This is a genomic window from Pseudomonas sp. G5(2012) (assembly GCF_000408945.1).
Lineage (GTDB): Bacteria > Pseudomonadota > Gammaproteobacteria > Pseudomonadales > Pseudomonadaceae > Aquipseudomonas > Aquipseudomonas umsongensis.
On record NZ_APIO01000063.1, the window covers coordinates 69,234 to 94,194 of the forward strand.

Sequence of the window (24,961 nt, forward strand, 5' to 3'; positions counted from 1 at the left end):
ACCGTGGGCAGCCTTGAAGACCGAAGCTGCCTGGCATGTCGCTGACGACGTCAGCGGAACATGAGGTGAGCCTGGCGCTGTGCGATGTCCCCGGCCAGGGGGAATCGGCTACTGCCGGTGACCTTATTCGTCAGTCGCCGCAATAGCAGACTCCGAACGATTCGCCACCAAAAGCGAGCTGGAGACGCAAGCAAAAGTGTTTCACGAGGCAGCATCCCCGGGATCAAAAAGATTGGCTGTTGGGCTTAAATTACCGATACTGACAATGGGCCAGTATTGATTTAGAGAGGCGATCAGATCTGATGGCAAGGAAGCGAAGAAACAAATCTGAAATTTCCGGGGTGGCTATCCTCGGAGTCCTGTTCCTGGGAGCGATTGCCTCTATCCCTAAAGAAGCCTGGATTGCTCTTGCTGGAATCGGGATTATCGGCTTCGGTGTTTGGCTGACCGTAAAGGCCAACAGCAACGCACCCAAAACCCCTCCCCCTGTGGCGCATCAACAGCACCGCCCTCCATCTTCAAGAAATCGGCCGAGAGCGTTAGAGGCTGATCCAAATCGTGGCCTAGTGTTCTCTCTGGACGAGGTCGAAATCCAAGATCAGGCCTATACAGGCAGCCCCCAGGAACTGGCACCTGCTGCGGAGGAGAAAGTCAGGCGGCTAGCGGACACAGAATTTTTCACGGTTACCCTCGAGGTCTCGAAGCCATCCTCATATCGCCTGCCGAGTGCGCCGGCGACACTGATGGATGAAAATGTCCGCTGGATTCCGGCTGGTGAATTCGTTGAGGTAGCCGGAGAAAAGATTCCAGGCGGCATGATCTATGTCGGTACTGGGCGAGCTGATCGTTATGCTGCACCCGAGCCATCTTTGATCAACCCCAAACTCAAGATTGCGCGTGGTGTTATCGACATCGCCGAGCGGCTGACTGGCTACTGGTCCAGTTACGACTCGATTTCCGCCGAGGCGCGTCGCGCCTACTTGCAATGGCTGTCCAGTGGGCGGAAAGCACCTCATACCAATATCGGCTACGTATTCCTGTTCTTCTACGGCCTTGAGCGGCGTGTATTCGTTGATGCGAAGAACGATCCCAATGTCGCTTCCGAAATCCCCGGCATCGTGTCGGAAGTCGAGCGCCTTCTTGTCATCTATGGGGGGAGCGGTTCATTCAGCAACTACGCTGGCCGGTTTCTCGCGTTTCTGCGCATGGGTGAGACCCCACCGAAACGTTATTTGGCACCGCCTCCGGACAACCAGGCCTACGGTTATGAAATGCCCATGGAATTGCGTATTGGTCTGGGGCAACTAGCTACCGACAAGCAGCGTGTGCCTGCCACATGGGCCTTGTCCTGGGCGCTGGCGGATCACAGTATTGGCAAACGGACGCCTGTGAGCCGTTGCCAGGACGCCTTCGCCGCGTTGTTCAAGATCAAGTATGAGCAGCTTCATGGCGACGGCATGGTTCTGCCGCTGAACAAGACCAGGTTGAAGTTGCAGTACAACACAGCGTCGGCTGCCTTGCCGGCTCAAACGCTCGAGGGGTTCGGTGATATCCCCGACGTAACAGCAACTTCAACACCCCGTAAAAAACTTCAGCAGATAGTCGACGAATGCACGACGGAGCTGGAGCCCTACAGCCGATACCTAGGTCGTAATCCCGATACCCCCGATGCTTTGGAAGGCTTGCTGCAGCTTCCCATCATGCTGTGGCCGGCGGCTGCGCGTGCCGAGTTGGATGCGCTGAAGCAGCGCATAGGCGACGGCATGGTGGTCATGAGTTTCGGCGAACTGGCGGGGCGACTGAAAAGTGCCGGAGCTCTTTCGCGGGACAAGGTGATCGCGCTGGCGCGCGCGTTGGAGTCATTGCATATCGGCATTGAACCGGATGTATTAGCCGGCAGCAAAACACCTAAGGCGGAAGATACCGTAGCGCTGTTTGCCACCCAGATAGAAGACGGGGATCTACGAGCTTCTCCCGCTTACAATGCCGCCTCAGTCACCTTGGATCTAGCCTGTGCCGTTGCTGCGGCGGATGGCGACACATCTCCAGAAGAGATCATGCTGCTGTCCCGTCACGTCGATTCCTGGAGCCACTTGAGTGGGGCGCATCGCAAGCGCCTGAAGGCCCACCTCCGTCTAAAACTCAACCAGCCGCCGACCTTGCAAAGCCTGAAGAAAAAGCTGGAACCGCTGACCACTTCGGCGAAGCGAACTGTGGCGGCGTTCCTTGCCCACCTAGCTCAAGCGGATGGGGAGGTGAGCCCTGCGGAAGTAAAGTTGCTTGAGCGTGTCTACAAGGTTCTTCAACTGGACTCTCAGCTCCTATACGGAGACCTCCATGTGGCAGCTAGTGCCGCGTCGACGAGCACTGCTCCTACGGTTGCGTCGATATCACCTTCCTCCGCATCGTCAGCGTCGATGACTGGCTTCACGCTGGATCATGAGCGGATTGCCCAACTACAACGTGAAACCGAGCAGGTGTCGGCGTTGCTGGCCCAAGTTTTCGTAGATGAGCAAATCGTCGAGCCTGAGGAGCCCGATAACAGTGGCGCTTCGGATGACACCAGTAGCATCTGTGGGCTGGATGCTGATCACTCGGCCTTCCTTCGCTTGCTTGTCTCTCGGATGGAATGGTCACGAGAGGAGTTGGAAGCGGTGGCCAGCGATATGGATCTCATGCTCGATGGCGCGCTTGAGCACATTAACGACATGGCCTTCGAGCATTTCGATATGCCTATTACCGAAGGTGAAGATCCCCTCGAGATCAATCCTGACATCATGGGAAAACTACCGTTATGAGCAGCATCAGAGCTAAAGATCGCGATGCGGTTATTCAGTCCCTTCGTGCGGGAGTCGTTCCTCGAGCAGGTCAACACCTGATCCAGGTGGGTAGGGTTGGTGAGCTGGAAGCGCTCATTCGTGATGTCGAGCGCTTGACCGAGAGCGGTTCAGCGTTTCGAGTCGTAATTGGTGAGTACGGCGCGGGAAAGACCTTTTTCCTGAATCTTGTGCGCGCCATTGCGATGGAGCGCAAGCTCGTGACCATGCATGCGGATCTGAATCCCGATCGCCGGCTCCATGCCTCCGGTGGCCAGGCTCGCTCGCTTTATGCCGAGTTGGCGAAAAACATGTCCACGCGTACCAAGCCTGATGGCGGAGCCTTGCAGGGCATTGTCGAAAGGTTCATATCCCAAGCCAAGAGCGAGGCCAAGGCGTCCGGTAAGGACAGCGAGACTGTGATACGCGAACAACTGGGCCAATTGACCGAGATGGTCAACGGCTATGATTTCGCTGATGTGATCGCGGCCTATTGCAAGGGCTTCGAGGAGGGCAACGAACAGCTCAAGGCCGATGCCATCCGCTGGCTGCGAGGTGAGTTCACCACAAGAACCGACGCGCGCGCTGCCTTGGGTGTACGCACAATCATCGACGATGCTTCCGTCTATGATCAGCTCAAACTCCTGGCTCGGTTTGTCCGCTTGGCAGGCTTTGAGGGGTTGATGGTTTGCCTGGATGAGCTGGTCAATCTCTATAAGCTAGCTAATACCCAGGCACGTAACGCCAACTACGAACAGATCCTGCGCATCCTCAACGACTCCTTGCAGGGTTCTGCCGAAGGCCTTGGATTCGTGCTCGGAGGCACCCCCGAATTCCTGATGGATACCCGCCGCGGCTTGTACAGCTATCCGGCTTTGCAGTCGCGTCTGGCCGAAAACAGTTTCGCCAAGTCTGGGTTGGTGGACCTGTCAGGACCGGTCATCCGCCTGGCGAGCCTGACACCCGAAGACTTCTATGTACTTCTCCAGAAGCTGCGCCATGTCTACGCCTCGGGCGACAGCGCACGCTACCTCCTGCCTGACGAGGCGCTGCCTTTGTTCATGGCGCATTGCAACCAACGGTTGGGGGATGCCTATTTCCGTACACCCCGCACCACTATCACTGCATTCATCAACTTGCTGGCCGTGCTGGAGCAGAACCCGGGCGCGGACTGGAGACATTTGTTGGGGGCTGTGGAGCTGAGCCCGGATAGAGGCGGCGAGGCCGATACTCAAGTAAATGCCGACGATGAACTTGCAACCTTCCAGCTCTGAGTCGGAGGGCTTGAGCCTTCTTGACTCCCGAATTCAGCGCTGGATCTGGATGGAAGGCTGGACCTCACTACGTGATGCCCAGGAGCGGGCCATCCCCGCACTACTCGGTGCGGATCAGGACGTCATCATCGCCGCGGCGACGGCGGCCGGTAAAACCGAGGCCGCATTCCTACCCATTCTGACGAACCTGCTGAAGCAGCAGGAACCGCCAGGCTCAGTGCTTTACATCAGTCCGCTCAAGGCACTGATTAATGACCAATGGGAGCGATTGAGCACGCTATGCGACGAACTCGAGATTCCCGTCATTGCCTGGCACGGCGATATCTCGTCGAGCCGCAAGCACCGCTTTCTCAAATCCCCTGAAGGCGTGCTGTTGATCACCCCGGAGTCTCTTGAAGCACTGTTCGTGAACCGGGGGACGAGCCTGCCCGGAATTTTCGCGAACCTGCGCTACCTCGTGATCGATGAGCTGCATGCCTTTATCGGCAGTGAGCGAGGCAAGCAACTTCAGTCTTTGATGCATCGGGTGGAGCAGGTGATCGGACGTCCTCTCCCGAGGATAGGTTTGTCAGCCACATTGGGCGACATGATGCTGGCTGCTACCTTCTTGCGCCCAGCTGCCCCGAGCAAGGTGACGGTGATCGAATCGAAAGGTTCGGGACAAATTCTGAAAATTCAGATCAGAGGCATTCAGGAGCCAGAGAAAGACACACCCCAACAGCCCGAAAAGGAGGAGAGCCCAGAAGACGAATCGGATTCAGATCACACAATTGCCGAGCACCTCTTCCAGGTGCTGCGGGGAAGCAACAACTTGGTGTTCCCTAACAGCAGGACTCAGGTCGAATGGTTTGCTGATCAGCTACGGCGTCGCTGCGAGCAAGATGGTGTACCTAATGAGTTCTGGCCACATCATGGCAGCCTGTCGAAAGATATCAGGGAAGATACCGAGCGGGCCCTCAAGACGGGAGACCGACCGGCGACTGCGATCTGTACCACCACGCTGGAGCTGGGCATCGACATTGGCAGCATCAGAACCGTTGTGCAGATAGGTCCGCCGCCTTCAGTTGCCAGTTTGCGCCAACGTCTTGGACGCTCTGGACGTCGCCCAGGAGAGGCAGCCATCCTGCGTGGATACTGCAAGGAGCGTCGATTGACGGATGATTCTCCAATGTCAGATCGCTTGCGCCAAGGATTGGTACAAAGCATCGCGATGATCCGGCTACTGATGAGGGGATGGTTTGAACCGCCAAGACCACAGGGCCTGCATTTGTCGACCCTGGTGCAACAATGCCTCTCGGTGATTGCGCAACGAGGTGGTGCCACTGCGGCAGAGTTATGGGGAACGCTAGTACGCAATGGCCCTTTCTTGGCTGTCGAGCGGGACAGCTTTCTGAACCTCCTGCGTGCTTTGGGTGAACGAGATCTGATCGTTCAGGAGCAGGCCGGGCTCTTGCTGCCTGGTGAGTTGGGTGAGCGGCTGATCAATCACTACGACTTCTACAGTGCATTCACCAGCAATGAAGAGTTCCGAGTTGTTTGCGATGGAAGACCTCTTGGCGCTCTGCCTGTCTCACGACCTCTGAGTGCTGAGCAGCGCATCATCTTCGCCGGGCGTCGCTGGCAGGTGATTGATGTTGATACGGAAGGCAAAGTGATCGCCGTCAAGCCCTCCCCGGGAGGAGCCCCCCCGGCTTTCGACGGTTTGGCTGCTCGAGTTCACGACAATGTTCGGCAAGAGATGAAAACCGTACTGCAGGAAACGGAGGCTTATCCCTACCTCGATCTAGTGGCACAACGGCTGCTGGCGGAGGCCCGGAAAAACTTTGCTGATCTTGGGCTGGGCCATCAGAACAACTTTATTGAGAGTGGAGGCAGAACCTACCTTTTCACCTGGCAGGGAGATTGGACCAATGATGCCTTGGCCATTCTTCTCGAATATGTCGGCTTGCCCAATGAGAGCTCAGGACTGGTCATCGAAGTGCAGGGGGGAGGGGCGTTGCTTGAGAGCAAGCTTCGAGAGGTTGCGGCTTTAAAGGAGGTTAAGGCGAGTACGGTCCTCCGGGACGTGCAAAATATGATCAGGGAAAAGTGGGATTGGGCGCTGCCTCCCGAGCTGCTTATGGAGTCGTTCGCAACGATGTATCTCGATCTGGAAAAAGCACAGCAGACCGCAGCTCACCTGAGTGGCTTGGAGGATACTGCTTCTCTCTCGTGATTCCCCCTGCCAGCGTTCGGCGCAGTCGTGCCAAGCGTAAGGTGGTCTTTACTTTCTTGCCTGTTGCCGCTGACCGAAAACAGACCATGGTGTCCGGGGTAATCCGTTGCTGGCCTGCAGCAGCGTCAGCGCATGCAGGTATTGGTGCGGCCGCCACTGAGCTGATGCAGGTGAGGTGGTCGACCTTGAGCGGGTCGCGGATGCAGGCGTCTCCTGGGTCAGGCCGGCGTCAGTCGGCGAGGAAGACCAGTGCGGTCTGGATACGGTGTGTACGCGAACGAGGGGGCGGTGCAAACAGAAGAAGCCCCCGCGAGCGGGGGCTGTGGTGGAGAGGATCAGTTGCCGCCTGACGTCGGCGGTACTGGCTTGAGGGACAGGTGTGTGGCGGTAGCGGACAGCTCCAGGTCGTCCTCGCTGTTCAGGATGTGTGCGAACACGCTGGCCTGCGCGTCGAAGAACTCACCGAAGTCATCGCCGCCGAGCTCGGCACTGGCCAGCTCCCACCAGTCGTCGAATGGGTCGACGTCAGGGTTGCAGCCGACGGCGTAGACGAGCAGCTTCTGGCACCCGTCCTCAGGACGGCGTTCGGCAAGGAAGTACACGCCCTGGTCTTTGGCCAGGACCACGCGGCACTGGTTGGCAACCGCTTCGGCAAGCACGGGACGCAGTTCTGCGCCTTTGAATCGAAGGGACATGGTTGATCTCCTGCTGCTCAGTGACGGACAGGTTTGGGTCCAGACAGGCACTGCACGTGGATGCGCCGCCAACTACCGTCGTCGATAAGTCGCTCCAGCGTTTCGCCGAGCGAGTCGAAGAACACTTGATCGACACGTTCGACGAGTTCCCCGTCGCGTTTCAGCTCGATCGCATAGAGATCATCGGCACGTTCGTACAGCACGGTGACCTGCCCCTGGAACTTCGCTGTTGCAACGGTGAAGCTGATTGCCGGAGGCGTCTTGATGATGTCGTCGGGCAGCGGGTCGACGAAGGAGAAGTCCCGTGCGCCGGCATCCACCAGCAAGTGGGTCACGCGGCGGAAGCCGTCCGGAGCAGCCAACTGTTCAAGCTGATTGATGAGCTCCTGCAACTCCGGGCAGCGTGGTTGCGGGATCGGCAGCTTGGCCGGTGCTGAACCGATGATGTGCGTTTGCACCGTATAGGGCGTTCCGTCTGCGGTGTACTCGGTGCGTTCTTCCGGCGTGTCCGCGCGCAGACCGTCGAAACGGCGTCGGGCATACGGCTGGACCTGTACCTTGGTTCCCTCGTCAGGCACTTCGGTCAGCAGTGCGCGATCGAGCACAGCGAATTCGGCACGGCCGGTTTTGACGATGATGGCCTCACCGGTGGCGGCGATCACCTTGCCCTCGAACGGTCGGGGATCGATGTGGAAGCCCAACGTCGAGACCTTGGGTTGGCCGTCGAAGATATTGAACTTGAACGAGCGGACATTGCGCGGAACATGACCGGCAACCAGAACGGGCATTTTTGCGCGGATGGCTTGGGTATCCATTGGAGACTCCTTGATGAAAACAAGGGACTCCCGCCCGCAAGGGAGGATGTCCCCTGTGGGTTGGGTGGATGGCACGACATGCGCTGGAGCAACAGAGCAACCAGTGCGATGAACCGCACCGCAGTCTCGAAGGTCTCGACTGCCTGGGCATGCTGCCGGCTACGCCAGCGAACATGAGGCCAGCGTGGGGTACGCTTCGGTGGCAGTCGTCCGGAAATCGGTAACGCGCCACTACCGGGTTCCACAAATAAGAAGAGCCCCGGGTGGGGCTCGAAAGGGCTATTCGTCGTAGAGCTTCAGTCCATCCAGATTCGATGCATCGGCATCGAACACCAGCATTCGCACATCAGCCAGTGCGGCCAGGTGAAGAACCTCGACGAGGGATTCCGGCATGCACTTGCTCAAGTGTTCCTGCCGCAGCTGCTCGGTGGAGATGCCTTCGACGTATTCCAGATTGGTGTCGGTCCAGGGCGTGGCGATCAGCTTCACGCCAATTGCGGGACTGTACGGAATGCGAAAGGCGACAAACAGGAACCCGGTTGGTGTGGCGATGTCCGCCAGTTCTTCCAGGTAGCGATTCGCATCCTCCGTGATATGTGCGGTGCTGATCTCCCAGCAGCGACTGTAGTGGCCGGTCTCGAAGCGAAGCCGCCGCACGACTTCACGCGCGGCGTCTTCGGCGTAGGTATCACCGACATGGACAGGTTGGCCGAAGTCGTCGCCGTTGACGGCATAGACTACGGTTCGGACCACACCCTCGCTCTGGCACTGAGCCTCCAGCTCATCAGGGATTTCCTGGCCCTCGGTGATCAACGCGAAGTCGTCGTTGAAGAAGCAGGGGAAATGCGCGACCTGATCGTCGGACAGGTGCGCCTGGCTAGGGTGCAGCGGACGCCAGGCCGGAGGGCAGTCGTCTTCGTAGGTGATGAACAGGCTGCGGCTGATGTGCAGATTCTGGTAGTCGCGGAGGAAGGGGTTGGGATGAGGGGACATGTTGTCGCTCCTGTCGAAAAAGAGGGACATGGCCCCAAGGGACGCATGTCCCTCGTGGGGTGTGAGAAAAATGGCGGTTTAGAGCAGGCTTACCAGCCGTGGTAGTGGAGCAGCAGGTCGGCGATGACCTTGCGGCGCTCGAGATCGAGACCGCCGAGATCGGCAAGCCCCTCGAACTGGCAGCGTTTGAGCAGCGCGCCGCCTTCAGCGGCGTTGTAAAAGCTGACCATGGCGGACAGAAACATCCGCTGGCCGCTGCTCAGAACACCCAGGGCGTCGTTGACTCTCGGCAAATTCGGCCGCAGCTCCCACTTGCTCCTGGCTTGCTGCAGCCCTGCGTGGGTGCCATCGCCGAACCATTCGACGCCGGCGATTTGGATGCCTCGTTTCCAGGCTTCCAAAAAGGCTGCAGGCGCATTGTCGAAGTGCAGGATCTCCCGCGCGATCTGATCAAGTACGTCTTGGGGGAAAGACTGGTTCATGGCGTTCTCCCGATGAATTGGATTCAGGGGTGGAGGCGCTGTTGCCAGCACCCAGTGGCCAGGGCCTGGTCGGCAGCCTGATACGAGCGGAAGTAATCGAAGGACTCGCGCGAGACCGGTCCGTTTTCGTCGGTGGTGCCGATGAAGTAGCCGGCGGCGCTGTGGCGTACCTGCAGGGGCAGGCGTTTCCCTACATAGGTCAGGGCCAGATAACCGACGGATTCGGCTCGGGCCTGGGTGGCGCTGGGCGACGCGGAAGGTGCATGGGACATGGAAGAGCCTCCTGGCTGGAATGGAACAAGGCACCGACGCCTTGCTGGCGCTCGTCCGCACGGTGGTGCGAAGCGGACTGGTCGGATCAGCGCGGGGGATTCCGCGGTGCAGCCAAGGATCCGTGCTGCTGGCATGGTGCCGACCGAGGCCGACGACACATGCGGAGCAGCATCGAGTTGCGTAGGGGAGTGAGTCAGCGGGAAATGGGAAACCGGCGACCTCCCGATTGCGGGAGGGGAAGGTCAGAGGGTGCATTCGTTTATGGGCTCGACGAGGATTCGTCGAGCCGGCGATTTCGGGCAGGCAGGAGAAAGGCGCCGAAGGCCTGGGCCTTCGGCTGTCGAGGAAGAAACCACCTGTGAGCTGATTCAGGGATTGGCCGTCGTCAAAGCCGTCCGCTGTCGCAGCGATTGCACTCGACCCTTGTCGTGGCTGGGGCCGAAATCCTTTGGCACGCATCTGCGTACAAAAGGAACCCGTTGTTTCGCCGGTGGGTGCCGGCACTGAATACCGTTCGACCCGAAGGATCTCCTGGCGGCTCGTCCTGTCATCGAGACAAGGCGCCAGGGGACCCTTCGGGGCTGCGGAAACCACACAGATCAGAGTGTCCGTGAGGTACGGACTGCGGATGAATCCGCCTTCTCGTCTGGCCGGCGAAACGCCGGCGACGGGCACACGTTGCAGAAGGATGTGCGTGCTGGGTTCCCCGCGGGAGCGAGGTATGCGCATCAACCGTAGTCGATACGATGGGGGAGATGAGCCATCCGGCCTATGTCGAAATCTGTCGCGGCTTGCGCGCCGCTCTGGGTTTTACGCCGGCCTGCTGGCCCTTCTGGACAGGAAGGGTGCCCTTGCAATCGGGATAGCTGCGGCAGGACCAGAAGGCACCGGTCTTACCCGTGCGCTGTCGAGTGGCACCACCGCACAGCGGGCAGACCGGTCCTTCGGGCAGCTTGATGGACAGGCTGGTGCCGCGATACTGCTGCACGAGCTGCGTGATCCAGATGGATTGCTTTTCGACGAAGGTGTCCAGCGTCATGCCGCCGGCCTCGATCATGTCCAGGGCCTGTTCCCAGACTGCGGTCGTACCGGGATCGGTGATGGCCGTTGGCACTGCATCGATGAGTGTGAATGCGGCATCCGACGCACGGATGGCGCGGCCCTTCTTCAGCAGATAGCCGCGGCCAAGCAGGCCGCTGATGATGCTGGCACGCGTCGCCTCGGTACCAATGCCCGTAGTGTCCTTGAGCTTCTGCTTCAGTCGGGGATCAGTGACCAGCTTGGCGACGCCTTTCATGGCCTTGACAAGATCGCCCTGGGTGTAGGGTTTGGGCGGCAGCGTCTTGAGTGCCTTCAGAGCGACCTGGCCGATCTGGCAGGACAGCCCGTCGCGCAAGGCTGGCAACACCTGGCTGCGCGGTGCCGATTCGCTGTCCGCGTCGTCCGCGTCCGGTACGGCCAGCACCTGGTGCCAGCCGGAGACGATCACCTGTTTGCCGATGGCTTGCAGATTCTGGCCGCCGCACAGCAACTGGGCCGTCGTGCGGTCGAACTCGTTATGCGGCAGGAACTGCGCGAGGTAGTGCGCGCGGATCAGCTTGTAGACCGCCAGCTCCTTGTCGCTCATGGCCGACAGGTTGGCCGGTTCCAAGGTCGGAATGATGCCGTGGTGGGCCGACACCTTGCTGTCGTTCCAGGCGCGTGAGCGCTGAGTACGGTCGAGCTGGTCGAGCAATGGGCGCAGGCTGGGATCGGTGGCGAGCACGGCATCGAGCACGGCCGGCACCTCGGCGAACATGCTTTCGGGCAGGTAGCCCGAGTCAGAACGTGGGTATGTTGTGGCTTTGTGCGTCTCGTACAAGGACTGTGCGATGTCCAGCGTCTCCTGCACGTCCAGCCCGAGTTGCCGAGAGCACACCTCTTGGAGTGTACCCAGGTCGAATGGCAGCGGCGGGCCTTCGCGCACCCGCTCCGTCTCGACCGACACCACCTGGGCGCTGCCGGCAGCGCGCATGCGATCGACTGCTTGCTGTGCCACCAACTGCTGCAAGCAGCGACCGGCGTCATCGGTACAGCCGTCCGGTGCGATCCAGTTGGCGAGGAAGGATTGCCCGCCCGCCGATAGCGCGACCTCGACGCCCCAATACGGTACCGAAACGAAGCGGGCGATCGCGCGGTCGCGGGCTACCACCAGTGCCAGCGTCGGAGTTTGCACCCGACCGACCGAGAGCACGCCGTCGTAGCCGGCTTGACGCCCGAGCACGGTAAACAACCGGCTCAGGTTCATCCCGATCAGCCAGTCCGCCCTGGAACGAGCGAGCGCTGAGTAGTACAGCGGCAGCGTCTCGTTCGACGGCTTCAGCGCGCTCAGCGCCTTGCGGATTGACGCATCGTTGAGTGCCGACAGCCACAGCCGTTGAATCGGCCCGCGGTAGCCGCACAGGTCGATCAGCTCGCGAGCAATCATCTCGCCTTCGCGATCGGCATCGGTTGCGATCACCAGCTCGCTGGCCTGGCCGACGAGTTGCTTGACGATCTTGAATTGCGCGGCGGTTGTGGCCTTCGGCTCGACGCGCCAGCGCTCGGGAATGATGGGAAGCTGCTCGATGGACCAGCGCTTGTACTGCTCGCCGTAGGCCTCCGGTGGTGCAGACTCGATCAGATGACCAATGCACCAGGTCACGACGGTGCCGGCTCCGCTGTAGCAGCCGTTGCCGCGTTGGCCGGCACCCAGCACACGAGCGATGTCTTTGCCCTGGGAGGGCTTTTCGCAAAGAAATACGCGCACGGAATGACCTTTATGATGCAGGGCCTAGAAGAGCTGGCTGCAAGATCGCAGGATCCAAACGCGGTTGAGTGTGATAAACCGAATCCCAAGTCGCCGTATTGGGTGGAGGACGGTTATCGATAGGGCGTGCCGAAAGTCTTGCTTTGCTGAAAACGTCCTATCAGTATCGTTTGGCTTTTTGAGCGCGCCTGTATGGGCTTGAGAAAACTAGCTGGATGCAGTGCCTGCTCCGCTGATGGGTGGTTGAGTGATGATGATTTCGGATGCCACCTTGGCTGTGCTCCTGGCGGCCAAGATCCATGGTACGGACGCGGCGGTGCGTAGCACGGCAAAACGCTGCGCCAAGTTGCTGCCACGGAGTAAGCGCGACTTGATGTTCCAGATTTCCGAATCCAAGAAACCGTTGGAGTTGGTCGCTCATATTGCAGCCAATCTGGATTTGGAGCTGAATTGACCTAAGGCATGCGGCTGGGCTGTACAAGGCTGCAATGCTTTGCTCATGAGTTCGAAGAACGGTGCAGGTCTTACCCGGAAGAGTGGGGCAACTGATTCTGCAGAAAGAACTCACGGTTTTCGTTTCTGGTGTATCCGCTTCTTCATCTTGTGTGCGCTGGAACTCAATGGAATCCAGTGGACCTATCCCCAGGGTATAGGTCCACCGAGAGGCGGCTGGTCACTGGGCGGCTTGTTCGACCGGAGGTTCCGGTTCTGAGCTGCCCGGCTTGGCACTGAGCGATACAGCCTCGATGCGGTAGGGCAGCATGCTCACGCTACGGGCATTGATCCGATAGGTAGTCCGTGAGTTGTCGTTGTCGTCCTTCCAGTCGTCGCGCTCCTCGCGACCTTGGACGACGACACGCATGCCTTTCTGGAACAGCGTGGCCCAGTGTTTGGCGTCCCGATGCCACAAGTCGACGGGTGCCCAGAAGCCGCCGCGATCCTCGTAGCTGCCGTCCTTGGCAGGAACGGGATTGTCGAAGTACACGTTCAGACGCAAGACCCGACGTGGTTCTTCGTTGCCGTTGGGGTACTCGTGGAACTCCGGCGCAGATCCGATGTTGCCTTCACCGATAAAGAACGTGCTCATGGGGTAACTCCTTGGTTGGGGTGAAATGACCTGCGCCGAGAGCGGTTGGCGCAGGCGGGAGGAGGTGGGTGTGCTCAGTTGGTTTGTGGGCCGTACTCGCGTTCAGAGGTGGCACCGTCACACCGGAGCAGATAGGCGGCGTGTGCCTGGGCCACTTTGCTAGCGCATTCCTGGGCCTGGCGGCCCAGCGTGTGCAGCAGGCTGATCTGCATGTTGAGGACGATGCGCTGCAGCTCCATGGCGTAGAGCTCTTCGACCAGCGTGTCGGGCGTGGCGTTACTGGTGATCAGTTCTTGCCACAGCGCCACGCCCATTGCCGAACGGTCGGGTTTGCGCCAGCGCAAGAAGGTCGTGCCTGCGCCAGTGGTCTGCTGGGCCAGTTGCACGGGCAGCAGACGGAAGGGGTAGGCGTCCGCCTGTGCCAGGACGCGCCGCTGCGCCAGCTCGATCAAGCCGTCGCGCAGCGCGTGGCACTGGCTGGCCCACTCGGTAAGCGTCCCCTTACCTTTAAAAGGCTTCAAAAGGCCTTTTAGAGAGGCTGCGTGTTCCAAGCGCTGGAAGTCAGCCTGTTCCAGCGGGTAAAAGCGGCGAGTTGGCCCAGATGCCGGAATGGTCGTCATGCTGGCTCACCCTCGTCGGCTGCCGCAGCAACCGCGCTTTCACTGGTTTCAGTCTGGAAATCGTCGTCGCTGGCGTCCGCTGTCCCTTGGCTTGCAGGCACTGCCAGCGCCGAGCGACGGATGATGGGCGGTGCGTAGCGGGAGCGCCGGGTGCCTTCGAACACGTCCTGGGGTAGTTCACCGTATTTCTCGATGGTGGCCCTGGCTGCGGCATTCTTGGCGGCGAAGTCATCCCGGGTGCAGCCCGAGAAGCGATATTGCTGCGCAAGCGAGAACAGGCTGCGCAGCGCGTGGGCGCCTTCGTTGAGCCAGCGTTCGAGCGTGCTGCGATCAATCAGCGCCGTGTGGTGGGCCAGGATCAGCTTGCGCGCCAGGTCGTCGTAGTCGGCCAGCAAGTACACCGCGAGGAAGCCGAGCTGCGCGTTCACGAACAGCGGCAGTTTCACCGGCTGCACGTTCATGTTCTCGCCCAGCGACAGCGCTGGTGGCACGTCGGACAGGGCCTGGTCGACCTGTTCACGCAAGGCCAGCAACGTGTCCTTGGTCTGCGACAACTTTTCCTCGACCCTCAGCATCCACCAGTCCGAGTAAGGGTCGTCCTGCTCGGAGCCGCGCTTGATCTTGTTGGCGATGGCGATGAAACCGTTCAAACCGACGATGCCGGGTTTCCCGTCGCTGGCCGCTCGACCGTGCCAGATGCGTGAGGCGTGATGGGTGTGCAGCGTCAGCGACATTGCGCTGCGCAGCGATCCGAGGTTCAGTTGCAAGGCGTTGTCGGTGGCCATGGCGGCGACTCGCGGTGGAGGAACGAGTCGCCAGCTTGGACAGCGGACGGAAGGTGGTCAGTCAACAAACCGCACCCGATGCCTGCCCGGTTTGTTGATGGTGGAAGGCTGTCTGTTGCAACTATCCCCAGGGGATAGTTCCATGGAGATCCAGCCGGTTAGCCTGACGCCGCGATGGGAGATGCCTGCTTGTGCAAGCTGGGAAGGCTGCCTGTTGCAACTATCCCCTGGGGATAGCGCTAGGGTGATCCAGGGACGTTTCCCTAGCCGTCATTTCTGGTTCAGCAGGGCGTGCAGATGGGCGAGGTGTGCCTGGACGACCTCGGGGTTCGCCGGTCGGGGATTGGTTGCGGGGGACAGCTCGATGGCGACGGCGTTGCTCTGCCCCTGTCCAGCCCATGCTTTGAATTCGCCGCGGATAGCGGCCTGGATGATGCCGAACAGATAGCCGGCGGGTTTGCGCACCTCGCTACTGCGACAGCGCGCGGCCCATTCGTCGAGCACGGCTTGCCGCAGTTCGGCGTCCACCTGCTGCAGAGCCACCAGGGCACCGGCCTGTTGTTCATCCTTCAACGCCAAAAAACGCTCGGGCAGTCGAAGATCCTGGAGCTCGCGCGCGCGCAGTACTGTACTTACTGATTTACTAAGTACTTCAGTACGGTCCTGCTTCGGATTCCGAAGAAGGGCGGTTTTGCTGGGGTTTTCACCTGCTTCGGAATCCGAAGCGGGCCGTTCGCCATTCCGAAGAAGGGCATCGCCGCCTTCTTCGGATTCGTGTTCGGGCTGCTCCTGTGGATAACTTTCCAGGGGGTTCACGCCACCCTGGGCCATGCGTCGGGCCAGCACCTGCAGCCGCGTCGGCAGTGCGCGGCCGCTGAGCATGGGATCTTCGCTGAGTTCCCGGATGGCGCAGTAACCCACGCGCTGAATGGCCTTGCTGGCATGGGTGAGCGCATGGCTCACCAGGCCCAGGTATTCAGGGTCGAGCTGCATGGCCTCAAAGGGGGTGAGCGGTTCGTCGTGGAGGACGTAGAGGTTGCCTTTGATGCGTCCGGTCTTGGGGTCGCGCCGACGGCGCACAAGGCTGAGCCAGCGCGTCAGCCGCAGGAGTGTCAGCGCACGTGCCACTGTTTCATGCGAAGCCTGTTCGGCGCAGGGCGTCGAGGCCAGATAGCGGCGCAACTGATCGTAGGTGGGGAACGCCGTCACCCCATCGGCGTTGAGCAAGAGCCGGACGATCTGCCAGGCATTGCGTTCCAGCGGCGTCAAACGCCTGTCAAGAAACAGCGCGCGGGGTACGCTTTCATGGCGATTGCCGCTGTAGAGGAAGCCATCGCTGGCCGGGTCGGTGTCCTTGGCGGGTGCCAGGTGCTGCAGGGCGTTGTCGAGCAGCGTTGAAAGGGAGGCGGGGCCTGCCGGCGAGACCATGGGTCACACCAGGCCTTGGTCGATCCAGCTTCCTATCGCAGCCCAGATCACGGACATGGGCAAAGATAGGGCTTCGGCCAGATCCATTGTCAGCGCCAGCATCGCGCTGTCATCGTCCAGCGCGATGCCGCGCTCGGTAATGCCGGATTTCCAGCGTTTCCACAGGGTCGTGTCCTGTTCTTCATTCAGAACCGGATGCCGCCCCCGGCGTTTGGGCAGCCCTATGATGTCGCGGCGCAGGGCTACTTCCTGATGGGTCAGGCCGAAAAACTTGCTGACCATTTCGGTACTGGCACCGAGACGCAGCATGCGATCGACCGTGGCGATCTCCTGCTCGATGTCGTTCATCTGGCCGACCAGGCGCCAGAGGACGTCCGTATTCACCTTCACAGAGCACCACGGCACCTGGGCATTGGCCAGCAGACTGACCAGCGCGGGCTGCTTCAGTACATCCAGTTCGCGCTCGCTGAAGCCCATGGACAGGCAACGGCGCAGTTGGCCGTTGCGCAGATCGTGCAAGGCTTGGGCGACGACCGCTTGGTTCAAGGGATGAGGTGCCGACATATGGTTCCCTCCGGCCGGTTTCAGTGGTCGGTCTCATCTGGATTGGCTTCCAGATCCCAAAGCCGGCGTGCCAGCCGGACCAGACGGAACAGCTTGACCAACCCGTTATCGCTCAGGCGCGGCAGGGCGTCCCCTCTATCGGTTCCCCGCAGCAGTGCACCCAGGCTGTCATCCAGCCGGATATCGCGCTGATCGAGGCGCGAAGGCTCGGCGACGTAGTGGCTACTCAATGCACGGAGCAACGCGAGCACCGTGTGACCGAACAGAAACGGCTGAGTGCCTTGCCGGGTTGTCAGGCAGGTGAAGCCAATACCGGCTTTGACCGCTTCGATGCAGTCGGCCAGCTCGGCTTCCTCTGCGATTTCTTGCGCGAACTGCGCAATGTGGATGCGCAGACGATCCGGCGAATCCAATCCCGGCTCGATGTACCAGACGTCGCTGATCGGGAAAAGTCCACCGGCCTGCACGGGAATCGCCTGCAGCACATTGTCCGCGAAGGCCGGTAGGGGCTCGCCGCTGTGCTCGGCGACAAGTTGCTGGATGGCCTGCAGTCGCTCGGTGCTGTCGGCAGGTGAAACGATGTGAGCCTGCAGGCACGCTTCGGTACCACCCTCACCAGGCGGAGCGCCTGGTCCCGGTGAAGGCGGGGCGGTGGTGTCGTTGGATGCAACCCCCACGACCCCTGCTGCCGTGCCATGGTTGCGAGTCGAAGCCGGCTGGGGAGTGGACGCACCGTCGGTTTTGATGGTGGTGACGACGGTCGCGGCCTCGACTGGCAGCAGCGGTGGGCTGCTTACCGCCCGCTGGCGATGCTCGGTGCTGTCGACATCCAACTCCAGCACGTTGTAGTCGGTATCGAGCAGCTCCGACATTTGGCCGATCAGTTCGTCTTGGACCCGCCCGACGGAAAAGGTGTCTGGCTGCCCATCGAACGGTGCGAGGACGTCGTGGAATAGCGTCTCGAAATCGATGGCCAACGCTTTCCCGCACGCATATTTTTCCCAGGTGAGTTCGGCGGCCTTGCGCAATACCGCCAACCGCTCGACTTGATGCCGCCCCAGCCCGTTGTACAGCACGTTGGGAATGGTGGGCAGCAGGTAGCGCACGGTGTCTTGCATGCGGCTGATATGGGACTGCTGGATCGGGTAGCCGTCAGCGCTGAGGCGGCGGGCGAGTTCGGATTGCGACAGCGGCTTGTCACTTTCTTGTTCGTAGAGCTCGCGGGCCTTTTCAACGCCGAGCGCGCGCTCGACGAAGGTCAGGCCGCCGTGCAACTCGTTCTCCGCAAGGTGCCCGGTCAGTGCGATGATTTCGCCGCGTTCGGGCCACGGACGGTATAGGCAAGGTATACGGAAGAAACGTTGCGCCTTCGTCTCGGACCATAACTCGCGCAGGATGGCGAGGCGGGTATTGCCGCCGTTGCGGATGATGTAGTGATCGGCACCCGGACGCCGGGTGATCGGCGGCGGGGCATCGACGCCGCGCTCCCGGATGGAGGCTTTTATTTCGTCGTAGAGCGGGTTGCGCGTCAGGCGTGGATCAAGCTCATAGGGGCGCAACTCGTCGAGCGTGACCACCATCGGGGTGTCGGTGAGCGGATCGCTCAACGCCTGTGCGGCAGGGCCGGAACGGGAAAACCCCTCGGCCATCAGTTTGCCGGCCATTTCTTGGGGAGTGACATTGGCCATTCCAATCTCCCGGCTAGTTCCGTTCGGCTCGGCGCAGCCGTGCCCAGGCGTTTTGGCTTGCCCGGTGATCGCTCGCCGTCGAGCTGGTGAATATCGGCGATAGGCCAGGCTTCACGAACTTCATATGTCCCCCTGGCGTGCGGCTGACCTCCCAGCCTTCACTCAGGGCGAACTCAATCAGCGGTAGTAGCCGCTTGTGGCCGCGGCAGAGTTCATGAGCGCTCGACATGTGAACGTCTCCCGCCGGCTCGGCCGGTCACTCCGACAAACTGCTCCTGCCATTGCGGGCAAAGTTCGCTCGCAAGGGCGCGCATGGTCTCCAGGGCCGCCGGTGCCTGACGCCCGGTCGGGCGTCGGTATTCGATCCTATGTACGGGTTGGCTTGCCGTCGCGGCGCGCGGGAAGGCCTCGATGGCGGGCACCTCGGTGCGCAGTATCTGGACCTCGTTATGCTCACGGAAAATCAGGCGCAGCGTCTGCTGAACCAGCCTGGCGTTCGACGAGACGGCCTGCACGCGATTGAGCAGCAAGTGCAGTGGCGGAGGTTGGATACCCAAGTAGCGGTATGGGGTGATTGCATCGATAAGCTGCAGCGTGCCTCGCTGCAGTTCCCGGGCAGCCAGAATCTCGGGGGTGATCGGGGAGAGGGCCATGTCCGCAGCGAGCATGGCCATCTCCAGCATGACGCTGCGTGCGCCCTGTGTATCGATCAGCACCAGGTCGTAGTGCGGTCGGAACAGCGGCAGCAGGTTACGCAGGCGCAAGCGTCCATCCGCAGCATGCAGCAGCAGTGTTCCCAGTTGCTGGTGCTCGTCGTTGGACAGCAGCACATCCAGGCCTTGGATGGTTGTGTGCGATACCAGTTGCGCCAGGGTTTGCGCATTGAATGCCAGCAGCTCGTAGATGCCGCCGGTGGCGCGGTGGGTGAGTTCGTAGTAGGACGACAATGTGGGTTGTACGTCGAGGTCGATCAGCAGTACCCGCTGACCTGCATCAGCGATAAAGCCTCCCAGATTCGCCGCGACGGTGGTTTTACCTACCCCGCCCTTCGTCGAAATGATCGCGATCACGTGCATGGCTCGCTCCTTTTCCGTAGTGGAGCGGTGTCAAGCGCGCTCTTTGAGGCGTTCGCTGATCCAGTTGTCGATTTCGGCAGAGTCCCAGCCGACCGCACGAACGCCCAAGCGTAAGGCCTTGGGGAACTTACCTTCTTTCATCAAGTTGTAGATGTGTGCGCGCTTGAATCCAGTCTTGGCTTCAACTTCTGCGCGGCGGAGGATACGGCGCTCCGCAGTAGCAATATGCTCAGTGGACATGGTGGTCACTCCTTTACGCTTGGTAGCACTCGTAGGCGTGACCCGTAGTAGAAGAGCGTCACTCCGTTGGCGCATCAAACAATCGGATCGTGCTGACCACCGGATTCATCGGAGAGCCATGAGATTCGGCTTATCCGATTTCTACTGATTCGATGGCGTACAGCGTCTAGCCGACCCGTAGGCGTTTCACTATTGGCAGCGTCCAGAGGGCGTTCAAGATCAAAAAGGAGCAGCACTCTTTTGCGTGATTGATGAGTTGGTAGATTCGAATCTTTTCGTCAGCCAGGTGACAAAAAAAGTCATACGGAGGTGGGAGCTGTTCTCATCTGGCTATGGGGCGATGACGGCGATCATCTGGCCTGTTTCGCAGTGTGACCTGACGTGTACTCCGCAGTCAGGAGACATTTCTGGTCGGGGAACTGCCGAAAAAAGAGGGTCCTGACAACCAACGACAGGGCACACTTTCCGTTTTGAGAGCAGTCCATCAGCTGTTCGTTGCTTTGCCAATTTGCTGGGCACGAGCGACGAACCGACGCAATTCGTCCGATGGTGGTCTGTCGAGCATGGTTATGAAGGTCGCGGTACTGGGTACATCGTCAGTGATGGGACGGATGATCACATCGGAGTGCCTATACAGGGTGATCTGCGAGGCAAGCCCTACGCCAATGCCGTAGCCGGCAGCCACAAGCATCATCATTGGTTCATGGCCTGACACATACTCGGCAACATTCAATGATGGCAATGCAGGGTCGCAGAACCAACTGCGAATGACATCGTGCCCGCCCGAGCATCGTTCAGGATGGCAGAGAATCAACGGATGTCGGGCAACTTCGTGGAGCGGTATCTTGTCGAGCGCGAGAAGGGGATGGTTCCGGGGGATGGCGATGGCAGGACGATCTGTCCATACCGCCTCTTTGACGATCCCGCTGCTGAGTTCGGTATGTACGGTGAAGCCGGCATCGATCTGGTCGTGATTCAGGGCCTTGACCATCTCGTTGACCGTCATTTCGACGATCCTGACTTCGGTGAGGGGTTCTTCCTCGCGACACCGGGCCAATAATCTGGTCAGTCGAGGCTGGGCAAGGCTATCGGTTAGACCTATGCGCAACCATCCACGATACCCGCGCACCGCAGCATGTACGCGGGTTCGTGCGCCCTCCATGTGTAGAAGCATACGACGTGCTTCTTCTCGGAAGACTTCACCAGCCCAGGTCAGGCAAATGCGCCCTTGGGTGCGATGGAGCAGGCGGACCCCCAGCTCAGACTCCAGCTCCTTAATCGCACGGGAGAGGGGAGAAGGCTCGATGTGGACTCTGGTTGCGGCCCGCGAGAAGCTCAGCTCTTCGGCGACGACCAGAAAGTAACGTAGGTGACGTATCCTCATAAAACAGCCTCCTTGCTGTGTTGCAATTTGCTCCATGGGGACAGAACGCCGTCATTTCGTCTCGAGCACGGGCTGCAGAGTCCATCATTTGAAGATCGCTCATCGAATTTTCTTGGTGATTTCTGGCCCTTGCCTGATAGCGACTGAACCAGACATCGGAGTTTACTGCCGATGTCAATTCCCCCCCTCTACATGGGCCATGCTATCTGGAAAAATTGAGAAGTACGCCTCATCTCAGACTTACTGGTCATGGAGTGATCGTGTGACGGGGGAGAGCAAAGGGCTGTTGGGGAGGCAGTACTGAAGCAGCAGTCGGCGTCTTACGTCCTTGGGCCTAAGCCACCGGGGGCGGGCACTTGGATGTTGGTGGTCATCTCCAGCGCACCTTGGAAGAAAAATTGACGTGGGGGTTGCCTGGCCGTACAAACAAGTCCATAATTGCGTCCGCTGCCGAGGCAGTTGTTGCGGAAAACTCATAGTAATCAAAGAGTTAGAGGCTGGATTAAAGTCTCGTTTCCCGCTCCAAGTTTTACGCATTTGATGTCGCGCTACTGACAGCAGATGTTTTGAGGCCGAGTAGCAAAATGGTTATGCAGCGGATTGCAAATCCGCCTACGCCGGTTCGATTCCGACCTCGGCCTCCACTATTGAAAGCCCCGCAGATTAACGTCTGCGGGGTTTTTTATTGGGCGCAGGAAAGCGAAGGAGTTCCGAAACTTTAGGGGGTGGAGTTCCGAAACTATTTCATTTTGCCGGCTGGGCGATCGCCCCGATACGACGATAAACACGTTTGGTGATCTCCTGTTCAGAGTGGCCCAGCAGGAGGCTCGCGTCCGCAATGTCAGTGATTTCCGAGGCTGCTTTTGGTCGGATATCCTTGAACTGGAATTGGCGGATCTTCTCTGCGTCATCAGTCCGACCCTCTCTGACCGCCAGCGTTCGAGCCGCTTCCCGGGCGTCATCCCATCTGTTACGCAACATCTGCTGAGAAACGCGCATCCCCGACTTGCTGAGGATGAAGTGCTGCGAGCTCTGCTGTTTGTTCCTTTCCATGATTTCCTCTATGAGAAGGCCCAGGCTATTTTTCACATCATCGGCCTGCATCTGGATTCGAAGGCGCTTGCTGGTTTTTCCTTGCTGCACAGTCAAGTAATCTCCCTCGATGTCTCCACTCGTCATTGCGATGACGTCGGCCGGGCGCTGCCCTGTCAAATAGGCCAAGTCCATCGCATCCCTCAGCTCCTGCGGAGCTTGTCCATACACTGCCGCCCAGACCATGTCGTTTGCGTAGTAGTCCCGAACCTTTTCCTTATTTTTCCGAACGCCTGCGCACGGGTTCTCCCGGTCGGTGAACCCCCATTCCCGCGCCATGTTGAACACATGGGACAGAAGGGCGATTTCCCTGTTCGCCCTGGTCTTGGCCGTCCTTGCATCCCGATACTGCGCAACCATGGACGGGGTGATGGCATCGATCGGCGCGTCATCAAACGCATCACGTAGATACTTGAGCTCAGCCCTGTTGTCCTTCTGGGTGCGTGGAGCCTTCTTCGGGATAATGTCGCGCGCGTATCTGTCAAATATCCCCTTCATGATCTTCAGGTCGGCAGGCTTGGCCTTGGCTTCCAGTTCAGCCCATTTCAACCTTGCCTTGTCGAAGTCACTGCCAAGCGACAGCTCCTTGCCGTTCGCATCCCGGTAGTAATACCCAACCCAAACAGTCCCGTTCTTGCGGGGGCGTTTACGCCGAACCATACCTGGCGGCAAATCCCTATTTTCTGTCTTGCGGGGCCGCATATCATTTCACTCTGGAGAAGTCTGGCGTCCAGGCCGGACGCGCCGGGGGCGGGTTTGTGTCAGCGAGGGATGGGGAGAACATGCCTAACTTCATCCGGGCGTACATCCGCCCAACCAAAGGGCGCTTGCCGCGGCTTTCAACAAACACCCACTGGCGATCAACCAGCCAGCGTCGCTGATAGGCCCTCGCTTTGTAGCCAGTGAGCTCTGCCAGTTCGTCGTCAGAAAGGATTTCGGTTTCCATGATGATGTTCCATGCCGCGTGGGGCGGTAGAAGGTGGATATGGGGGAGTCGCTCGCCGAAAATCGCCAGACAAACGGCAGTTTTCGGGGGGGGGGGGGGACGCTCCTTATTGGTCGTACTAAATATTTTCAATGCGTTCGTTTTGTTGACGTTCGAACAGAAAGGAGGCCGCTGAGATGATGCGTAGAGGTTCCACGTATTGGCTTTGGCCCGATTGCGAGCTGCACAGTCGATCGCACAATGAAATGCTAAGTGATGGCACTCTCATTTATGTTCAAACCAGACTTTCTAGGAAGGGCAGGACGCAGTTATTCATCGGTGTTTACGACAAAGAAGGGGCCCCCGTATTTGAAGGCCCACGATTACTTGCCCCAAGATACGATGACTACAGCTCTACCGAGAGGTGTGTGTCGAGCTCGGGAAATTGCAGCTGAAAACTCAGCAAAGAATACGAAGGCTCGCGTTAGCCACACCGTAGGGTCCGACTCTCGAAGCACCGCGGGTTGAAAATCTGCAGTCGAAGGCCAGCGCGACCCTTTCGATTTACGAGGAGCAGGCGCTGGCCTTTCGGTTCATCCCCGGGGCACCTTGCAGCAGTACACGTAGGCGAACCAGGTGAGGGCGATCATGGCGTCATCTCGCGGCGCGCCCACCAGCAGACCGGCCCGTCGTCGGCGTCGTGGATTGCCAGGCAGAACCAGCCTTCGCCCTCTGGCTTGTCCGGGTCCCAGTAGCTATAGTCAGGGTCGCCGGATTCGAAGTAGCGATCGGCAACGGCTTCGTCGGCATACTCAAGGCTTAGCATCGCCACCTTCAGGCGCTGTTCGGCAATCCATGCTTTGCACTTGTCACCGTCGCCCTCGTCGAAGTCGGGCATATCTGGGTGCTGAAACGAACCCATTTCATCGCGCGCGACCGGTACTGGCTGGATCAATTTGATTTCTTCAGGCATGACTTCGTCCTTGCCGCTATAGCGGCTGACTTTGAAGGGGGAGGGAGTTACGGGTAGTTCTTGCGGATGCGCTTGGCGATGGCTTCGAGGTGCTCGGTCATGCCCCACATGTCGTTGTTGTCTCGGCGCGATACGACTGCAGAGCGTTGGACGTTGCGGCCGATCAGGATCTTCGCTGCCAGCAGGATCAACCAGGCTTCGAGCTTGCGGCGGATGAGGTGCTTCATGCTGCCTCCGCTACGGGCTGGCGGAATACGGGAAGGATGCCCGCCTGCTCACGCACAGCGCGCATGCTTTCTTCGTCATAGCCCCAAATGTTGCTGTCATTGAACCGCTCAGGCCCGAGGTAGCCAGGGTGCATCGGTTCGCCGGTGCATATGTAGTCCCGGAATGCTTTGACCACATTCTTCAGCGTGCCACCATGGGTGAAACCGCGCCAACGGCCGCCCCACACCGTTTCATGGGTGAAGACACGCTTGCCGCTGTAGTCGTCGATGAACCAAACCTTGCCGCGGTTATCGACTTCCATGTAGGCGTAGCGGTTCACGGTCTGGCTGTAGAAGAACCGGCGGCCGTGGTCGGCGATAATCCGGATTACCTGGTTGACCTGATCGGTGCGCTGGCGCTTAAGGGCGAGTTTGTTTTCTTTGGGCATGGGGCGTCCTATGCCGGGTGATGCCCGGGCGTGGAGGGCTCGTTATTGGATTCATTTCTGGAGTAAGCTCCCCGCCTTTAGCAAAGGGAGTTG

General features: G+C 59.6%; 25 protein-coding genes, 1 tRNA gene and 1 pseudogene. 6 read left to right on the top strand and 21 right to left on the bottom strand.

Annotation, left to right across the window (positions count from 1 at the left end):
- Positions 1 to 302 precede the first annotated feature (302 nt).
- From PG5_RS19910 to PG5_RS19920, 3 genes are read left to right on the top strand one after another with little or no spacing between them, the layout of a single operon-like run.
- Entirely contained in the window at positions 303 to 2,798 is a 2,496-nt protein-coding gene (locus PG5_RS19910; RefSeq protein ID WP_020798913.1) for a TerB N-terminal domain-containing protein, read from the top strand.
- Complete coding sequence (locus PG5_RS19915; protein WP_020798914.1) at positions 2,795 to 4,090, top strand: ATP-binding protein; 1,296 nt, start codon at positions 2,795 to 2,797, stop codon at positions 4,088 to 4,090. The genes PG5_RS19910 and PG5_RS19915 overlap by 4 nt, the downstream gene beginning before the upstream one ends.
- Positions 4,065 to 6,305, top strand: a complete 2,241-nt coding sequence (locus tag PG5_RS19920; RefSeq protein WP_042955535.1) for a DEAD/DEAH box helicase — start codon at positions 4,065 to 4,067, stop codon at positions 6,303 to 6,305. Before PG5_RS19915 ends, PG5_RS19920 begins: the two co-directional genes overlap by 26 nt.
- 335 nt (positions 6,306 to 6,640) lie before the next feature.
- On the opposite strand, the gene PG5_RS19925 is transcribed toward PG5_RS19920, so the two are convergent.
- The 6 genes from PG5_RS19925 to PG5_RS19950 form a co-directional block, all read right to left on the bottom strand.
- A complete protein-coding gene (locus PG5_RS19925; RefSeq protein ID WP_020798916.1) occupies positions 6,641 to 7,000 on the bottom strand; it encodes a DUF3085 domain-containing protein in 360 nt (119 codons plus the stop codon).
- Positions 7,001 to 7,017: 17 nt separating this feature from the next.
- On the bottom strand, positions 7,018 to 7,815 hold the full coding sequence (locus PG5_RS19930) for a hypothetical protein (protein ID WP_020798917.1): 798 nt from the start codon (positions 7,813 to 7,815) through the stop codon (positions 7,018 to 7,020).
- Between the two features lie 279 nt (positions 7,816 to 8,094).
- Positions 8,095 to 8,808, bottom strand: a complete 714-nt coding sequence (locus PG5_RS19935; RefSeq protein WP_020798919.1) for a hypothetical protein — start codon at positions 8,806 to 8,808, stop codon at positions 8,095 to 8,097.
- A gap of 89 nt (positions 8,809 to 8,897) precedes the next feature.
- Positions 8,898 to 9,290: a hypothetical protein gene (locus PG5_RS19940; protein WP_020798920.1), complete on the bottom strand. Its 393-nt coding sequence runs from the start codon at positions 9,288 to 9,290 to the stop codon at positions 8,898 to 8,900.
- A 23-nt stretch (positions 9,291 to 9,313) separates the two neighbouring features.
- Positions 9,314 to 9,562, bottom strand: coding sequence for a hypothetical protein (locus PG5_RS19945; protein ID WP_020798921.1), 249 nt, complete (start codon positions 9,560 to 9,562; stop codon positions 9,314 to 9,316).
- 770 nt (positions 9,563 to 10,332) lie between these two features.
- Positions 10,333 to 12,351, bottom strand: a complete 2,019-nt coding sequence (locus PG5_RS19950) for a DNA topoisomerase III (RefSeq protein ID WP_020798922.1) — start codon at positions 12,349 to 12,351, stop codon at positions 10,333 to 10,335.
- A gap of 250 nt (positions 12,352 to 12,601) precedes the next feature.
- Here PG5_RS19950 and PG5_RS19955 point away from each other — a divergent pair, with 250 nt between their 5' ends.
- Complete coding sequence (locus PG5_RS19955; RefSeq protein ID WP_042955536.1) at positions 12,602 to 12,805, top strand: hypothetical protein; 204 nt, start codon at positions 12,602 to 12,604, stop codon at positions 12,803 to 12,805.
- A gap of 219 nt (positions 12,806 to 13,024) precedes the next feature.
- Here the strand turns inward: PG5_RS19955 and PG5_RS19960 are convergent, their stop codons facing one another.
- The 10 genes from PG5_RS19960 to PG5_RS20000 form a co-directional block, all read right to left on the bottom strand.
- Positions 13,025 to 13,438, bottom strand: a complete 414-nt coding sequence (locus PG5_RS19960; protein WP_020798924.1) for a single-stranded DNA-binding protein — start codon at positions 13,436 to 13,438, stop codon at positions 13,025 to 13,027.
- A 74-nt stretch (positions 13,439 to 13,512) separates the two neighbouring features.
- Positions 13,513 to 14,058 carry a DUF3158 family protein gene (locus tag PG5_RS19965; RefSeq protein WP_020798925.1) on the bottom strand — a complete coding sequence of 182 codons (546 nt, stop codon included), beginning with the start codon at positions 14,056 to 14,058 and terminating at the stop codon, positions 13,513 to 13,515.
- On the bottom strand, positions 14,055 to 14,843 hold the full coding sequence (locus tag PG5_RS19970; protein ID WP_020798926.1) for a PFL_4669 family integrating conjugative element protein: 789 nt from the start codon (positions 14,841 to 14,843) through the stop codon (positions 14,055 to 14,057). Before PG5_RS19970 ends, PG5_RS19965 begins: the two co-directional genes overlap by 4 nt.
- A 270-nt stretch (positions 14,844 to 15,113) precedes the next feature.
- Positions 15,114 to 16,271 carry an STY4528 family pathogenicity island replication protein gene (locus PG5_RS19975; protein ID WP_020798927.1) on the bottom strand — a complete coding sequence of 386 codons (1,158 nt, stop codon included), beginning with the start codon at positions 16,269 to 16,271 and terminating at the stop codon, positions 15,114 to 15,116.
- A gap of 3 nt (positions 16,272 to 16,274) precedes the next feature.
- Complete coding sequence (locus PG5_RS19980) at positions 16,275 to 16,835, bottom strand: DUF2857 domain-containing protein (RefSeq protein ID WP_020798928.1); 561 nt, start codon at positions 16,833 to 16,835, stop codon at positions 16,275 to 16,277.
- Positions 16,836 to 16,855: 20 nt separating this feature from the next.
- Positions 16,856 to 18,523 (bottom strand): ParB family protein, encoded by a 1,668-nt coding sequence (locus PG5_RS19985; RefSeq protein WP_020798929.1) that lies wholly within the window; start codon positions 18,521 to 18,523, stop codon positions 16,856 to 16,858.
- 13 nt (positions 18,524 to 18,536) lie between these two features.
- Positions 18,537 to 18,752, bottom strand: coding sequence for a hypothetical protein (locus PG5_RS34975; protein ID WP_077748606.1), 216 nt, complete (start codon positions 18,750 to 18,752; stop codon positions 18,537 to 18,539).
- Positions 18,736 to 19,599 (bottom strand): ParA family protein, encoded by an 864-nt coding sequence (locus PG5_RS19990; protein WP_020798930.1) that lies wholly within the window; start codon positions 19,597 to 19,599, stop codon positions 18,736 to 18,738. Before PG5_RS19990 ends, PG5_RS34975 begins: the two co-directional genes overlap by 17 nt.
- 30 nt (positions 19,600 to 19,629) lie before the next feature.
- A complete protein-coding gene (locus PG5_RS19995; protein WP_020798931.1) occupies positions 19,630 to 19,839 on the bottom strand; it encodes an AlpA family transcriptional regulator in 210 nt (69 codons plus the stop codon).
- Positions 19,840 to 20,323: 484 nt separating this feature from the next.
- The gene (locus PG5_RS20000) at positions 20,324 to 21,259 is read right to left on the bottom strand and encodes a LysR family transcriptional regulator (protein WP_371106613.1); all 936 of its coding nucleotides are present in this window, start codon (positions 21,257 to 21,259) and stop codon (positions 20,324 to 20,326) included.
- A gap of 534 nt (positions 21,260 to 21,793) precedes the next feature.
- On the opposite strand from PG5_RS20000, the gene PG5_RS20005 reads away from it, so the two are divergent.
- Positions 21,794 to 21,867 (top strand) — tRNA-Cys (locus PG5_RS20005).
- A 100-nt stretch (positions 21,868 to 21,967) separates the two neighbouring features.
- On the opposite strand, the gene PG5_RS20010 is transcribed toward PG5_RS20005, so the two are convergent.
- Together PG5_RS20010 and PG5_RS20015 are read right to left on the bottom strand one after the other, a co-directional pair.
- Entirely contained in the window at positions 21,968 to 23,017 is a 1,050-nt protein-coding gene (locus tag PG5_RS20010; RefSeq protein WP_042955539.1) for a tyrosine-type recombinase/integrase, read from the bottom strand.
- Between the two features lies 1 nt (position 23,018).
- The gene (locus PG5_RS20015; protein WP_020798934.1) at positions 23,019 to 23,261 is read right to left on the bottom strand and encodes a DUF4224 domain-containing protein; all 243 of its coding nucleotides are present in this window, start codon (positions 23,259 to 23,261) and stop codon (positions 23,019 to 23,021) included.
- Positions 23,262 to 23,437: 176 nt separating this feature from the next.
- On the opposite strand from PG5_RS20015, the pseudogene PG5_RS34980 reads away from it, so the two are divergent.
- Positions 23,438 to 23,768: pseudogene (locus tag PG5_RS34980) on the top strand (hypothetical protein).
- 118 nt (positions 23,769 to 23,886) lie between these two features.
- On the opposite strand, the gene PG5_RS20020 reads toward PG5_RS34980, so the two are convergent.
- Genes PG5_RS20020 through PG5_RS20030 form a run of 3 tightly spaced genes read right to left on the bottom strand, consistent with a single transcriptional unit; the run spans position 23,887 to position 24,868 of the window.
- Positions 23,887 to 24,213 (bottom strand): hypothetical protein, encoded by a 327-nt coding sequence (locus PG5_RS20020; protein WP_020798935.1) that lies wholly within the window; start codon positions 24,211 to 24,213, stop codon positions 23,887 to 23,889.
- Between the two features lie 47 nt (positions 24,214 to 24,260).
- The gene (locus PG5_RS20025) at positions 24,261 to 24,440 is read right to left on the bottom strand and encodes a hypothetical protein (protein WP_020798936.1); all 180 of its coding nucleotides are present in this window, start codon (positions 24,438 to 24,440) and stop codon (positions 24,261 to 24,263) included.
- Positions 24,437 to 24,868, bottom strand: coding sequence for a hypothetical protein (locus tag PG5_RS20030; protein WP_020798937.1), 432 nt, complete (start codon positions 24,866 to 24,868; stop codon positions 24,437 to 24,439). Before PG5_RS20030 ends, PG5_RS20025 begins: the two co-directional genes overlap by 4 nt.
- Positions 24,869 to 24,961 lie beyond the last annotated feature (93 nt).

Excerpts from the sequence above, each read along its gene's own strand:
- PG5_RS19910 (WP_020798913.1), top strand. The coding sequence starts at position 303 with ATGGCAAGGAAGCGAAGAAACAAATCTGAAATTTCCGGGGTGGCTATC.
- PG5_RS19915 (WP_020798914.1), top strand. The coding sequence starts at position 2,795 with ATGAGCAGCATCAGAGCTAAAGATCGCGATGCGGTTATTCAGTCCCTT.
- PG5_RS19920 (WP_042955535.1), top strand. The coding sequence starts at position 4,065 with ATGAACTTGCAACCTTCCAGCTCTGAGTCGGAGGGCTTGAGCCTTCTT.
- PG5_RS19925 (WP_020798916.1), bottom strand. The coding sequence starts at position 7,000 with ATGTCCCTTCGATTCAAAGGCGCAGAACTGCGTCCCGTGCTTGCCGAA.
- PG5_RS19930 (WP_020798917.1), bottom strand. The coding sequence starts at position 7,815 with ATGGATACCCAAGCCATCCGCGCAAAAATGCCCGTTCTGGTTGCCGGT.
- PG5_RS19935 (WP_020798919.1), bottom strand. The coding sequence starts at position 8,808 with ATGTCCCCTCATCCCAACCCCTTCCTCCGCGACTACCAGAATCTGCAC.
- PG5_RS19940 (WP_020798920.1), bottom strand. The coding sequence starts at position 9,290 with ATGAACCAGTCTTTCCCCCAAGACGTACTTGATCAGATCGCGCGGGAG.
- PG5_RS19945 (WP_020798921.1), bottom strand. The coding sequence starts at position 9,562 with ATGTCCCATGCACCTTCCGCGTCGCCCAGCGCCACCCAGGCCCGAGCC.
- PG5_RS19955 (WP_042955536.1), top strand. The coding sequence starts at position 12,602 with ATGATGATTTCGGATGCCACCTTGGCTGTGCTCCTGGCGGCCAAGATC.
- PG5_RS19960 (WP_020798924.1), bottom strand. The coding sequence starts at position 13,438 with ATGAGCACGTTCTTTATCGGTGAAGGCAACATCGGATCTGCGCCGGAG.
- PG5_RS19965 (WP_020798925.1), bottom strand. The coding sequence starts at position 14,058 with ATGACGACCATTCCGGCATCTGGGCCAACTCGCCGCTTTTACCCGCTG.
- PG5_RS19970 (WP_020798926.1), bottom strand. The coding sequence starts at position 14,843 with ATGGCCACCGACAACGCCTTGCAACTGAACCTCGGATCGCTGCGCAGC.
- PG5_RS19975 (WP_020798927.1), bottom strand. The coding sequence starts at position 16,271 with ATGGTCTCGCCGGCAGGCCCCGCCTCCCTTTCAACGCTGCTCGACAAC.
- PG5_RS19980 (WP_020798928.1), bottom strand. The coding sequence starts at position 16,835 with ATGTCGGCACCTCATCCCTTGAACCAAGCGGTCGTCGCCCAAGCCTTG.
- PG5_RS19985 (WP_020798929.1), bottom strand. The coding sequence starts at position 18,523 with ATGGCCAATGTCACTCCCCAAGAAATGGCCGGCAAACTGATGGCCGAG.
- PG5_RS34975 (WP_077748606.1), bottom strand. The coding sequence starts at position 18,752 with ATGTCGAGCGCTCATGAACTCTGCCGCGGCCACAAGCGGCTACTACCG.
- PG5_RS19990 (WP_020798930.1), bottom strand. The coding sequence starts at position 19,599 with ATGCACGTGATCGCGATCATTTCGACGAAGGGCGGGGTAGGTAAAACC.
- PG5_RS19995 (WP_020798931.1), bottom strand. The coding sequence starts at position 19,839 with ATGTCCACTGAGCATATTGCTACTGCGGAGCGCCGTATCCTCCGCCGC.
- PG5_RS20000 (WP_371106613.1), bottom strand. The coding sequence starts at position 21,259 with ATGGAGCAAATTGCAACACAGCAAGGAGGCTGTTTTATGAGGATACGT.
- PG5_RS20010 (WP_042955539.1), bottom strand. The coding sequence starts at position 23,017 with ATGCGGCCCCGCAAGACAGAAAATAGGGATTTGCCGCCAGGTATGGTT.
- PG5_RS20015 (WP_020798934.1), bottom strand. The coding sequence starts at position 23,261 with ATGGAAACCGAAATCCTTTCTGACGACGAACTGGCAGAGCTCACTGGC.
- PG5_RS20020 (WP_020798935.1), bottom strand. The coding sequence starts at position 24,213 with ATGCCTGAAGAAATCAAATTGATCCAGCCAGTACCGGTCGCGCGCGAT.
- PG5_RS20025 (WP_020798936.1), bottom strand. The coding sequence starts at position 24,440 with ATGAAGCACCTCATCCGCCGCAAGCTCGAAGCCTGGTTGATCCTGCTG.
- PG5_RS20030 (WP_020798937.1), bottom strand. The coding sequence starts at position 24,868 with ATGCCCAAAGAAAACAAACTCGCCCTTAAGCGCCAGCGCACCGATCAG.